Origin of the sequence: Marinobacter mobilis, from assembly GCF_900106945.1 — a bacterium.
Taxonomy (GTDB): domain Bacteria; phylum Pseudomonadota; class Gammaproteobacteria; order Pseudomonadales; family Oleiphilaceae; genus Marinobacter; species Marinobacter mobilis.
Map to the genome: position 1 here is coordinate 74,032 of NZ_FNNE01000008.1, position 12,697 is coordinate 86,728.

Here is a 12,697-nt window from a genome sequence, read left to right on the forward strand (position 1 = left end):
TTATCTGGGCGTGATCTGCGTGTAGTTGAATTCGCTATCGATGGAAAACTTCAGTACGCAGTACTGGCGGTCCGTCTGGCGTATTTCGGTGGGCGGCAACACCACTGGGCCGTGGGGCTTGTCGAGGCGGCCACCCACTCTGACCGGCAGGCGCGCCTGCCCGGTACTGTAGAGGTTGTAGCAGATTTCGTAGGTGCCTGGCGTCGGGTTGTAGGCCATCCAGATTTCCAGCGCCGGGCGTTCTGCCGTGCCACCGGAGCGGTTGTCCAGGGTGAAGCGGCCGGGGGCGCCGGGAATGCTGACCCGCTGGTAGTTGTACTCGCCATCAGGGGTCTTCACGTGCATGTCGACGTCGGCCCGCTGCGACCAGGACATCTGCATGATCAGCAGGTTGTCGGCGATGCGAACCTCGGCTGGTGTCGGCGGCGGGCATTCCGGAATCGGCGTGGGGGGCGGGCACACCGGGCACTCGGGAGCCGGTTCGGGAATCGGGCACTCCAGGGGGACGGGTTCTTCCTGAGGGCCCTGCTTGAGGTAGTAGGGGATCAGGATCAGGGTGATCAGGATGAATGCGCCAAGGGCGGATGCGAACAGATCCAGCGCTGACATGGAGAAGATATTAAGCTCGCGATCCTTGCGTCTCATCGGGTGTTAACCATCCTGTCGCATCCGTTCCGGAAATTGCGGTAAGTGCCGTCAGTTTTTCGCTGCCCTTGTCGCTGCCAGGGCGCGGGAACAGCCTGAGGCGCCAGCGTGTGTCGCCTTTGACGATAAAATATAGGCTTATGTTTGCAAGATCAACAAAGTAGGTTTGCGCCGGCAACTGACGAGGATGCCGAAGCCGGGTCGTTGGTACTGCCAAATTTGCTCCCAAAGTACCATGTTGGGGGCCGGACTCCGGGGTTAGCATCAGGGGTGATGAAGGCAATAACCTTGCCGTCACGTCCTGACTAGCACAATAACCAAGAGGATCGATCTATGTGGACCAAACCAGCTTATGAAGATATGCGAATTGGCTTCGAAGTCACCATGTACTTCGCCAACCGCTGATCGCTTTAAATGGCCAGCCTGAGGCTGGCCAGCCCCTTTAGTGGAGTCCCGCCATGCTTATTCATGTTCTAGGTTCTGCCGCTGGCGGTGGATTTCCCCAGTGGAACTGCAATTGCCGCAACTGTACCGGTGTCCGGAACGGTACCCTGAATGCCCAGCCCCGTACGCAATCGTCCATTGCCATCAGTGAAGATGGCGAACACTGGATCCTGTGCAACGCATCACCGGATATCCGTGCGCAGCTGGCCGCGTTTGAACCCATGCAACCGGCCCGGGCCGTGCGTGATACCGGAATCGATGCCATCCTGTTGATGGACAGCCAGGTGGATCACACCACGGGTTTGCTGTCGCTGCGGGAAGGTTGTCCGTTTGATGTCTGGTGCACCGAGCAGGTCCACGATGACCTCAGCTCCGGCTTTCCGCTGTTTCGCATGCTGAGCCACTGGAACGGTGGCCTGAACTGGAAGCCGATGCCGGCGGCGGATGATCAGAGCTTTACCATTGATTGCGCACCTTCGCTGCGACTGACGGCGATTCCCCTGCTCAGCAATGCTCCCCCTTATTCTCCCCGTCGGGACAATCCTCACCCCGGCGATAATGTAGGCCTGTTTATCGAAGATACCCGCAGTGGTTCGACCGTGCTCTATGCCCCTGGCCTGGGGCAGCCGGATGAGCGGATTCTGGGCTGGATGAAACGGGCCGATGTGCTCTTGGTCGATGGTACCGTCTGGCGCGATGATGAAATGCAGCGCTGTGAAGTGGGAACCAAGACCGGACAAGAAATGGGGCACCTGGCCCAGAGTGGTGCTGGTGGCATGATCGAAGTACTCGACAGCATGCCGGCAGACAGGAAGATACTGATTCATATCAATAACACCAACCCCATCCTTGATGAAGACTCGCCGGAGCGGGCTGAGCTGGCGCGTCACGGCATAGAAGTCGCGTGGGATGGCATGCACCTGGATCTCGGAGCTCTGTGATGAACGCGATTGCCAAGCCAGCGATGACCCGTGACGATTTTGAGCAGGCACTGCGTGACAAGGGCACGCTCTACCACATTCATCACCCCTACCACCGGGCTATGTACGGCGGTCAGTGTACCCCGGAACAGATTCGTGGCTGGGTGGCCAATCGCTACTATTATCAGGTCAACATCCCCCGCAAGGATGCTGCGATCATGGCCAACTGCCCGGATGCGAATGTGCGCCGACAGTGGCTTCAGCGGGTGCTGGATCACGATGGCCATGAGAATGATCAGGGCGGGATCGAGGCGTGGTTGCAGCTGGCGGAAGCGGTCGGCCTGAGTCGGGAAGAAGTGATCGATCAGCGTCATGTGTTGCCCGGCGTACGCTTCGCGGTGGATGCCTATCTCAATTTTGCCCGCCGTGCGACCTGGCAGGAAGCCGCGTGTTCGTCGCTGACCGAGCTGTTCGCACCGGAAATTCACCAGTCCCGACTGGACTCATGGCCTGAGCACTATCCCTGGATCGAAGGCAACGGTTACACCTATTTCCGTAAACGCCTGTCGGAAGCCCGCCGGGATGTACAGCACGGCCTGACCATTACCCTGGATCACTTCACCACGTATGCTGAGCAGCAGCGTGCGCTGGACATTCTGCAATTCAAACTGGATATCCTATGGTCTATGTTGGATGCCCTGACTATGGCTTATGTGCACCAGACGCCGCCTTACCACACCGTGACCGACGCCCAGGTGTGGCATCGGGGGCTGGGGCTGTGAGCGTCCAGGTTCCGCGCCTGCGTCCGGGTTTCCGCTTTCAGTGGGAGCCAGCACAGAATGCACACGTGTTGCTGTACCCTGAGGGTATGGTTCGGCTCAACGACAGTGCCGGGGCCATCCTCGCCGAGGTTGATGGGCAGCGCACGGTGGAGGCCATTGTGGCGACACTGGAGCAACGCTTCCCCGACGCCGGTCCGCTGGCGGACGACGTGATGCACTTCCTGCAGGATGCCGAACAACAGCACTGGATTACCTTGTCATGACCGGTAGCACGGACACCTCTGCTCAGGCCCCGGAGATCGGGCCGCCGTTGTGGTTGCTGGCGGAGCTGACTTACCGTTGCCCGCTGCAATGTCCATACTGTTCCAACCCGCTGGACTATGCCCAGAACGAGCAGGAACTCAGCACCGAGCAATGGGTGTCGGTGTTGCGCCAGGGCCGTGAAATGGGGGCTGCCCAACTCGGCTTTTCCGGCGGTGAACCGCTGGTGCGTCAGGATTTGCCCGATCTGATTGCTGAGGCCCGTCAATTGGGTTACTACAGCAACCTGATCACTTCAGGGCTGGGCCTGAACGAACACAAGGTCCGCGCTTTCCGGGATGCCGGGCTCGATCACATCCAGGTCAGCTTCCAGGCTTCAGACCCGGAACTGAACAACGCTGTGGCCGGCTCCCGCAAAGCCTTCGAGCAAAAACTGGCGATGGCCCGTGCGGTCAAGGAAGCGGGTTATCCGATGGTGCTGAACTTCGTTATCCATCGCCATAACATTCATCAGATGACCGATATCATCGACCTGTGTGAGCGTCTCGGCGCCGACTATGTGGAACTGGCGACCTGCCAGTACTATGGCTGGGCGTTCAAGAACCGGGAAGGGTTGATGCCATCGAAGGCGCAGCTGGTGAAGGCCGAGGCCGAGGTCAACCAGCGTCGTCAGCAGCTGGCTGATGCCGGATCGGCGATGAAACTGATCTTTGTCACTCCGGACTATTATGAAGAAAGGCCCAAGGCCTGTATGAACGGCTGGGGCAGCCTGTTTCTGACCGTGGCTCCGGACGGCACGGCCTTGCCCTGCCACAGTGCGCGGCTGTTGCCTATAGAATTTCCCAATGTCCGGGAGCAGTCGTTGCAGTCCATCTGGTACGACAGCCCGGGCTTCAACCATTACCGGGGGGACAGCTGGATGCCGGAGCCCTGCCGCTCCTGCGATGAGAAAGGCAAGGATTTTGGCGGCTGTCGCTGCCAGGCCTACCTGCTCACCGGCAATGCCGATAATGCCGACCCGGTCTGCAGCAAATCCCCCAGCCATGACCGTATCCTGGCAGCGAGACGGGCGGCGGACCATGCCACCGCTGGCCTGGAGGATTTGAGCTATCGCAACCCCGCCAACTCCCGCCTGTTCTTCCGCAGCTGACCTGAGCGCTGACCAGGCTGCGGCTGCCCTCCGTCAGCGGGAGTCGCTGCAGGTGTCTGCTGCCGGTGTATTCTGGCTGGAGCTGGATCCGGCCAGTGGTGACTCCGCCCTTGTTACCCTGCACGACGGTCAGCCTCGCCGGCTAACGGCGTCGGGCTACAGCCTTCGCAGCCGGGTCAACGGCTACGGCGGCGGTGCCCTGTGCCTGCTGGGGCGTTGGGGCTATGGCGTCAATGCCGGCAGTGGGCAGATCGATTGCATTGATCTTGGCAGCGGCCGTGCACGTCCGCTGACCCGAACGCCCGGATTCCGTTACGGCGGCCTGGTCGCGGACACGGCCAATCAGCGTCTGCTGGCGGTCAGGGAGCGGGTGGCAAGCCCGGATCCTCATGCCCATTCACCGGGGGGCATTCCCTCACACTCTGAGGTCCAGTCTCTGGTTGCTGTTGAACTTTCCGGAAAGGTTACGGTGCTCCACCAGGGCGAGGATTTCTATGGTGCGGCGGCGTTCTCCGTGGACGGTCGCCAGCTCGCCTGGGTGTGCTGGCAGTGGCCACAGATGCCCTGGCAGACCTCGACCCTGTGGCTGGCGGATGTTGAGCCTGAGGGCGCGTTGGTTCAGCCCCGTCCCCTGTCGACACCGGAGCCTGCGGCGGTGCAGCAGCCCCGGTTCTGTGGTCAGCAGTTGGTGGCGCTTTCCGATCATGGTGGCTGGTGGCGACCCTATGCTCTGGATGCCAGCCCGGAGAGTACCCGCTGGCGCCCGCTGCCAGCGGTGGACGCTGATCATGCCAACGCGCCCTGGCAACTGGGTGAGAGTCATTACCAGCCCCTGCCCGGCGGTGGTTGGGTGGGGGTGCGCTACCGCGATGGCTTTGGCGAGCTGTGGTGGTATCCCGGTGAGGACCTGGCCCCCCGTCGACTGGCGCCGGACCGTACGGATTTTCGCAGCCTGTGTCATGCCGAGGGCACCCTGTACTGCCTGGCCAGTCGTTGGGATGCCCTGACCGAAGTGCTGGCCATTGAGCTGGCGACGGGCCGTGCGTCCATCCTGGCGGGCGGCGAGCAACTTTGGCCGGCAAGCCGTCTCAGCCGGCCTGAGCCCTTTACGCTCACCCATACCGATACTGCGGATGCGGTCCCCGCGGCTGGTTTCTATTACCCGCCTGCGGGGGGCGGAGGCGCAGACGCACCGCCACTGTTGGTGTTGATCCATGGTGGCCCCACTTCGTCGAGCTACCCGGTGTTGCGACCAGACATCCAGTTCTGGTGCCAGCAGGGCTTTGCAGTGGCGGACCTCAACTATCGTGGCAGCACGGGGCTGGGGCGGGCGTTCCGGCTCAATCTTGAGGGGCGCTGGGGGCAGGTGGATGTTGACGATGCCTGTGCGCTGGTTGGCCAGCTGACGCGGGAGGGGCGTGCGGACCCAAGACGGGCTTTTATTCAGGGGCGCAGTTCCGGAGGCTACACGGCTTTGATGGCGATGACCCGTTCATCGGTGTTCCGTGGGGCCACCAGTCTGTTCGGCGTAACGGATCCCTGGCATCTGCGAAGCTGCACGCACCGCTTTGAGTCCGGTTACCTCGACTGGTTACTGGGGCCCGCGTCCGGGGCCGATGACTGGCGCGACCGTACGCCGGCGCTGCTGGCTGACCAGATGACCGGGCCGGTGCTGTTTTTTCAGGGCGGGCAGGATACCGTGGTGGTGCCGGCGCAGACCGAAGCCATGGCGACGGCCATGGCGGCGGCCGGCCTGCACGCGGAGGTGCATCTGTTTCCTGACGAGGGCCATGGTTTTCGCCATCAGGCCAATCAGGTCAGGGTGCTGGAGGAAACGCTGGCCTTCTACCAACGGCTGTGTCGACAGGTCGGTGAAGGCGAGGGGAACATGCGTTAAACTGTGGGGCATTGCCATCCCAAGGGAACGGGTCGTAATTCAACCGATCAGAATAATAATATGTGCGAGAACACCCATGAGTCACGACGTCTCCTCATTACGTAAATTTGTATCACCGGAAATTGTCTTCGGAGCCGGCTCCCGCAAAGCGGTTGTCAATTTCGCCAGCAATTTTGGTGCGCGCCACGTTTTTCTGGTGTCTGACCCTGGAGTGGTTGATGCCGGCTGGGTGGCTGAAATTGAAGCCATGTTGCGGGGTGCAGGGCTGAACTGCACGGTATTCACCGGTGTCTCCGCCAACCCCCGGGCGGAGGAGGTCATGAACGGCGCCGAGCTCTACCGGGCCAATCAGTGCGATGTCATCGTTGCCGTGGGCGGTGGCAGTCCTATGGATTGTGCCAAGGGTATCGGCATCGTTATTGCCCACGACCGCAATATCCTGGAGTTCGAGGGTGTTGATACCATCCGCATGCCGTCGCCGCCGCTGATTCTGATTCCAACCACGGCAGGTACCTCGGCGGATGTGTCCCAGTTTGCGATCATTTCCGACCCGGCCCGGCGTTTCAAGTTTTCCATCATCAGTAAGGCCGTGGTGCCGGATGTGTCACTGATTGATCCCGAAGTGACCGCCACCATGGATCACTTTCTCACGGCCTGCACCGGGGTTGATGCCCTGGTCCACGCTATTGAGGCTTATGTCTCCACGGGCAGTGGGCCACTGACTGACAGTCATGCACTGGAAGCCATCCGGCTGATTGGCACCTATCTTGAGCCTTTGTTGAAAAATACCGAAGACGCCCAGCTGCGCGAGCACATCATGCTGGCGTCTATGCAAGCAGGGTTGGCCTTTTCCAATGCGATCCTGGGCGCGGTTCACGCCATGTCCCACAGTTTGGGGGGCTACCTGGACCTGCCTCACGGACTCTGCAATTCGCTGCTGCTGGAGCATGTCATTGCCTACAACTTCCCCGCAGCGCCTGAGCGCTTCCGTCGCATCGCCGAAGCCCTTGGGGTGGATACCCGGGGCATGAAAGATGCCGAGGTCAGGAAGAGGCTGATGGAGCGGGTGATCCTGCTCAAAAAGGCGGTGGGGCTGGAAAGCAAGTTGGCCGAGCTGGGGGTCACGGTTTCCGATATTCCTCACCTGTCCCACTTTGCCATGCAGGATCCCTGCATTGTTACCAATCCCCGCCAGTCCTCAAAACGAGACGTAGAAGTGGTCTATGAAGAAGCGCTCTGAGTCCGACCCGGGTCGCTATGATGTGGGTGATCTGCTCGGACTGGGCAGTCACTCGGTTCGTAAGAGTTATTATCCGGAGCTGGTTGAGCGGATTGAGCAACTTGAAGTGGAAAAGAACCGCTACAAGTGGCTGTTCGAGCATGCTCTGCACGGTATCTTCCGGGGGGATCTGAAGGGCGGCTTTCTGGCCTCGAACCCGGCAATGGCTGAAATCTGTGGGTACCCCAGTCCGGAGAGTCTGGTCGGGTCGATACGGCGATTGCGGGAGCAGGTGTTCTACACCATCGACGAGTTTGATCGTCTGCGTCAGGAGCTCCTGGATTATGGCAAGGTGGTGGCTCGTGAGACCCGCCTGAGACGGGCGGGCGGTGAACCGGTTGATGTTGCCATTACCCTGCTGCGGCGCCCGGATCTGGGTGCGGAAGTCGTGGAGGCCTTTGTGCTCGACATCACCGAACGGGTGCAGGCACGGCGCAAGCTGGAGCAGCTCAATATTGACCTTGAACGGCGGGTCGATGAGCGAACCGAGGCGTTGCAGAATGCGAACGTCGGGCTCCGTTACCAGATCGAGGAACGGCAACGGATTGAACAGGATCTGGTGGTGGCGGTAAACGCCGCCAAGGAAGCCAACCTCAGTAAAGACAAGTATCTGGCTGCTGCCAGCCACGATTTACTCCAGCCCCTGAATGCAGCCCGCTTGCTGGTGTCTACCCTGCAGGACAGCCCGCTTCCGAAGCGGGAAAACCACCTGGTGCAACGGATTCACCGGGCCCTGGAAAGTGCTGAGGACCTGCTGGCAGACCTGCTGGATATTTCGAAACTTGACCAGCAAGCCATGAAACCCGATCTGGTGTACGCCGATCTTGAAGATCTGGTGGGCGTGCTGGCGGAAGAGTTTGAACCGGTTGCCCGCAATGCCAGTCTGGCGTTCCGGGTTCGCTCTCGTTCAGCCATCGCGCGGACTGACCCCCGTATGCTCAGCCGGGTGCTGCGTAACCTGCTCAGTAATGCCTTCCGTTACACCTCGAAAGGCGGCGTGCTGCTGGCGATGCGCCGACGTGCCGATCTGCTGGATATCGAGGTCTGGGACACTGGCGTTGGGATTGAACCGGACAAGCTCGGGGATATCTTTACCGAGTTTCACCAGCTGCTACCCCAGGGCAGCGGTGGTCGAGAAGGGGTGGGTCTCGGTCTCGCCATCGTCGAGCGGATGGTGAGGGTACTGGGCTGTACCATCACGGTTCAGTCGCGGCCGGGGAAGGGCTCCCGATTCCGCCTGTCGGTCCCGGTGGAGACGGGGCGTAGCGTATCGCGGCGACAGGAACGGGACGTCGCAGCGCCTGCGGTGGATACCCTGAGTGGAGCGTTGGTGCTGGTGATTGACAATGAACCGGACATACTGCTTAGCATGGGCGCACTGCTGGAGCGTTGGGGGTGCCGGGTTCTGCTGGCGGCCAGTGCGGAGGCGGCGGTGGAGCAATGCCCGCCAGGCGGGGAGCTGCCGGACGCGATTCTCGCGGACTTCCATCTTGACCATGACCGTACCGGTTGTGAGGCGATCCTGGCGGTGCGTAGCCATTGCAATGTTGATATTCCCGCGGCCATCATCACCGCGGACCGCAGTGACCAGTGTCGCCGCCTGTTGCAGGCGTTATACCTGCCGGTTCTGAACAAGCCTGTGAAGCCCAATCGCCTGCGGGCGCTTCTGACCAGCCTTGTTGCCAGGCCGCTCAGCCAGGACCTGTAAGCGGAGACAGGCTTGCCAGGCCAGCTTTCGCCGGCCGACGCCCAATTGCCAAATCTGACCTACACTTAGGAAACCATGGGTGATCCGGAAGCCGGTCCGAACTGCCGGTATGGATTGGCCCCATCTCAGCTGAGTGAAAGTGTGGAGGGTGTGCAATGCACAGTTCAGATAATGCGCTGACCAATCATGAAGTAACCGTCTGCCTGTCTGGAGGCGCTGTCCTTGGGCCGTTCAACGCAACCTGGAGCCAGGATTCCGGGGGGGATGTACGGGAGCTGGTCAAGGAATACGATGCCTTTCTTCAGGGCGAGAAGCAGAAACGCTTCAAGTTCCACCTTCACGACACCTATACCAATACCGTTCATACCCTGATCCTGAATTTTGAGGCGGTGACCGGTATCTGCGATCACGTTCGGCTGAAGGCCAACGGCGGCTAGCCGGGAACTGGAGAAGCTTCCGGCCGTCACAGGAAATATGCAGGAGCCAGATTCTCCAAGGAGCGACCGTGGCCGAATTCCGAACCGAGTACGACAGTCTGGGGGAAGTTCAGGTACCCGCCGATGCCCTCTGGGGGGCACAAACCCAGCGGGCAGTGGATAACTTTCCGGTCAGCGGCTTGCCTATGCCCGCGCCGTTCATTGCCGCAGTGGTGGAAATCAAGCGCGCGGCTGCTGAAGCCAATACCTGCCTTGGTCTGCTGGATGTGGCGGTGCGTGACGCCATCCTGGACGCCTGTGCTGAAGTGCTGGATGGCCAGCATTCCCAGCAGTTCCCGGTTGATCGTTATCAGACCGGTTCTGGCACCAGCACCAACATGAACGTCAATGAGGTGCTGGCTCATCTCGCCTCGTCCCGGGGAGTCCGGGTTCACCCCAACGACCACGTCAACATGAGCCAGAGCTCCAATGATGTGATCCCCACCGCCATTCATGTCAGCGCAGTGATCGAGTCCCAGCGTCGTTTGTTGCCGGCATTGTCCCACTTGTGTGGCGTGATCTATGAGCGGGAAAGTGAGCTGGCCGAGCAGGTCAAGACTGGCCGCACCCATTTGATGGACGCCATGCCAGTGACGATGGCCCAGGAGCTGCGCACGTGGCGGGAACAGCTGATTGCGGCTGAGGCGCGTCTGGATCACACGCTGGAGGACTTGCTGGCGGTACCTCAGGGCGGCACGGCGGTAGGCACGGGCATTAATGCTCTGGAAGAGTTTTCGGGGCAGTTCGTGCGTTTTCTTCGGGAAAGCACTGGTTTTGCCTTCCGCTCTCTTGAGCACAAGTTTGTCGGCCAAAGTGCCATCGATGCGCCGGTACAGTTGTCTGCCCAGCTTCGGGGTGTTGCGATTGTGCTAGCCAAGATTGCCAACGACCTGCGCTGGATGAACAGCGGCCCCATTCATGGCCTGGGTGAAATCAGCCTGCCGGCACTACAGCCCGGTAGCAGCATCATGCCGGGCAAGGTCAACCCGGTGATTCCGGAATCGGTCGCCATGGTAGCGGCTCAGGTTATGGGGCTGGATGCAACGGTTGCGCTGGCGGGCCAGTCGGGGAACTTCCAGCTCAATGTGATGCTGCCGCTGGTGGGGGCGAATCTGATCGATATGATATCGCTGCTGAGCAATACCACCCGCTTGTTGGCCGACAGTGCCATTGCCGGCTTTTCCGTCAATGTTGACACCCTTGAGGCCGCGGTTGGCCGCAACCCGGTGCTGGTCACCGCCCTGAACCCCGAGATCGGTTACGAGAAAGCGGCGGCCATAGCCAAAGAAGCCTACCGGAGCGGGCGTCCGATCATTGATGTGGCGGAGGAACAGTCAGGCCTGTCCCGTCAGCGGCTGATCAAGCTGCTGGACCCGTTGAAACTGACACGGGGCGGCGTCGCCGGCGACTGAGAGACGTGGTCGTGATGTCTGCGGAGGTTCCAGGGTGCTCCCGTTAATCCTGTTTATCATGCTGGTGCTGGCCAACGGAGCGCCGGTGATTGCCTGCAAGCTGGCGCCAGGGCTGTGGCCGCAGCCGGTGGATGGTGGCCGCCTTTGGCGAGACCAGCGCCCTCTGTTCGGCAACAGTAAGACTTGGCGAGGCATGGTCAGCGGTACCCTCAGCTGCGCGCTGTTCTCTGTTCTGGTCGGACTGGGCGTGTGGTTCGGATTCTGGTTCGGACTGCTGGCGTTGGGGGGAGACCTGCTCAGCAGTTTCATCAAGCGGCGGCTGGGCATGGCGGCCAGCAGCCGGGCTCTCGGTCTTGACCAGATTCCTGAAGCCCTGATCCCGATGGTGTTCGCGGTGGTGTGGTTGAAACTGCCATTGTGGCTGGCGCTGCTGGTCGTTGTGATGTTTGTAGCGGCAAATATCGGCTTCTCGCCGGTGCTGTATCGCCTGGGGATCCGTCGCCATCCGCACTAGTGGTCTGACACGGGACTGTGAGGTCGACAGGGGGTCTACATTCGCCGAGCGAGAGCCTGCGCTGGCTTAGCGGGGGCCTCTGGTCAGGGTGTGGATAATGATCTCCGGAGGGCAATTGAGGCGGACGTTAAGCACTGAGGTGCCACAGCCTGGTGAGGTATAGCCCTGCATGCCGTTGAAACGCCAGTAGCCGCGGCCGAGGGAGCGTGGGCAGCTGGAGTCCAGGGTGACGGGAATGCCTCCGGGTAGACAGATCTGGCCGCCGTGGGTGTGTCCGCACAGGAACAGGTCGTAGCCGGCATGCCCTGCTTCCCGCCAGATTTCAGGGGTGTGACTGAGCAGCAGGCTAATGGCGCCGGAGGGAATATCGTCACCCGCTTTCTGCAGGTTGTGGGCTTTGAAGAAATGGGCGTCATCCACCCCGGCCACGTAGATAGAGGCTCCGTCCCGCTCGATCTCAGCGTTCTCATTGAGCAGCATCTGGTAGCCCATGTCCTCCAACGGGGGCAGCATACGGATGCTGTCATGGTTCCCCAGCACGGCCATTGGCGTACCATGAATGGCCTGGCGCAGCCGTTCCATGCCGTGCAGCGCTGGCTCGATTGGTCCCCAGGTAAGTTTGCGGTAGTCGCCAGTCAACACGCAGAGGTGATAGTCCAGTTCTCCGATAATGTTGATGACCGTTTTCAGATTCAGTTCGTCCATGTCGACATGAAGGTCACTGAGGTGGAGGATGCGGTAGCCCTCGAAGGCCTCGGGCAGGTCCGGCAGGTGGACGCGGTGTTCCACCACCTGAATGTCGCGGCTGTTGTCCCGGGCGCGGTTGAGCAGGCCACACAGGCGGAGGCCGACGCGGATCAGCCTCGGAGCCGAGGTCCAGTTCTCCAGGTGGAACGAATGGTGATCCTGGCCGAAGACCCGGGATTCGTATTCACGCTCTATCCCCAGCCGCTGGCGGGCGTGAATCGGACCCAGCCGGAGGCTAAGCCGGTAATCCAGCAGTTCATTTGTCGACACGGGCGAAGGGGCGCGGGCAGTCATCCTTGGTCCTGACATCTTGAGGGCCTGTAGTTAAGTATGGTTTGCTATTCCCCGACTGCAACCAACGTGGGCTAAAGTTCATCTTGGTCTGGCGCGGGCGTGATGGAACTTTGCCGAGGAGTGCCGGTCACCGCCTTCAGGCATGGGCCGCTCTGATGCCGGCACCGA

Annotated in this window: 13 protein-coding genes; 11 read left to right on the top strand and 2 right to left on the bottom strand. The window is 60.9% G+C overall.

Features of this window, described 5'->3' with window-relative positions; all coding sequences use genetic code 11:
* A complete protein-coding gene (locus BLV11_RS13290; protein WP_091815198.1) occupies positions 1-645 on the bottom strand; it encodes a hypothetical protein in 645 nt (214 codons plus the stop codon).
* 333 nt (positions 646-978) lie between these two features.
* Between BLV11_RS13290 and pqqA the strand changes: the two genes are divergently transcribed.
* The 11 genes from pqqA (at position 979) to BLV11_RS13345 (ending at position 11,488) form a co-directional block, all read left to right on the top strand.
* The gene (gene pqqA / locus BLV11_RS13295; RefSeq protein ID WP_004580352.1) at positions 979-1,050 is read left to right on the top strand and encodes a pyrroloquinoline quinone precursor peptide PqqA; all 72 of its coding nucleotides are present in this window, start codon (positions 979-981) and stop codon (positions 1,048-1,050) included.
* Positions 1,051-1,103: 53 nt separating this feature from the next.
* Complete coding sequence (gene pqqB / locus BLV11_RS13300) at positions 1,104-2,030, top strand: pyrroloquinoline quinone biosynthesis protein PqqB (RefSeq protein ID WP_091815202.1); 927 nt, start codon at positions 1,104-1,106, stop codon at positions 2,028-2,030.
* A complete protein-coding gene (gene pqqC / locus BLV11_RS13305; RefSeq protein ID WP_091815205.1) occupies positions 2,030-2,791 on the top strand; it encodes a pyrroloquinoline-quinone synthase PqqC in 762 nt (253 codons plus the stop codon). The genes pqqB and pqqC overlap by 1 nt, the downstream gene beginning before the upstream one ends.
* Positions 2,788-3,054: a pyrroloquinoline quinone biosynthesis peptide chaperone PqqD gene (gene pqqD, locus BLV11_RS13310; RefSeq protein WP_245726031.1), complete on the top strand. Its 267-nt coding sequence runs from the start codon at positions 2,788-2,790 to the stop codon at positions 3,052-3,054. The genes pqqC and pqqD overlap by 4 nt, the downstream gene beginning before the upstream one ends.
* Positions 3,051-4,202, top strand: a complete 1,152-nt coding sequence (gene pqqE / locus BLV11_RS13315) for a pyrroloquinoline quinone biosynthesis protein PqqE (RefSeq protein WP_091815213.1) — start codon at positions 3,051-3,053, stop codon at positions 4,200-4,202. The genes pqqD and pqqE overlap by 4 nt, the downstream gene beginning before the upstream one ends.
* A gap of 52 nt (positions 4,203-4,254) precedes the next feature.
* On the top strand, positions 4,255-6,099 hold the full coding sequence (locus tag BLV11_RS13320; protein ID WP_091815216.1) for a S9 family peptidase: 1,845 nt from the start codon (positions 4,255-4,257) through the stop codon (positions 6,097-6,099).
* Positions 6,100-6,175: 76 nt separating this feature from the next.
* Positions 6,176-7,339 (top strand): alcohol dehydrogenase-like regulatory protein ErcA, encoded by a 1,164-nt coding sequence (ercA, locus tag BLV11_RS13325; protein ID WP_091815219.1) that lies wholly within the window; start codon positions 6,176-6,178, stop codon positions 7,337-7,339.
* The gene (locus tag BLV11_RS13330; RefSeq protein ID WP_091815222.1) at positions 7,323-9,086 is read left to right on the top strand and encodes a hybrid sensor histidine kinase/response regulator; all 1,764 of its coding nucleotides are present in this window, start codon (positions 7,323-7,325) and stop codon (positions 9,084-9,086) included. The genes ercA and BLV11_RS13330 overlap by 17 nt, the downstream gene beginning before the upstream one ends.
* Positions 9,087-9,241: 155 nt before the next feature.
* Complete coding sequence (locus BLV11_RS13335; protein ID WP_091815226.1) at positions 9,242-9,523, top strand: hypothetical protein; 282 nt, start codon at positions 9,242-9,244, stop codon at positions 9,521-9,523.
* 68 nt (positions 9,524-9,591) lie between these two features.
* Entirely contained in the window at positions 9,592-10,974 is a 1,383-nt protein-coding gene (locus BLV11_RS13340; protein WP_091815229.1) for a class II fumarate hydratase, read from the top strand.
* Positions 10,975-11,008: 34 nt separating this feature from the next.
* A complete protein-coding gene (locus tag BLV11_RS13345) occupies positions 11,009-11,488 on the top strand; it encodes a CDP-archaeol synthase (protein WP_245726032.1) in 480 nt (159 codons plus the stop codon).
* 66 nt (positions 11,489-11,554) lie between these two features.
* On the opposite strand, the gene BLV11_RS13350 is transcribed toward BLV11_RS13345, so the two are convergent.
* On the bottom strand, positions 11,555-12,529 hold the full coding sequence (locus BLV11_RS13350) for a metallophosphoesterase (RefSeq protein ID WP_091815236.1): 975 nt from the start codon (positions 12,527-12,529) through the stop codon (positions 11,555-11,557).
* Positions 12,530-12,697: the final 168 nt, after the last annotated feature.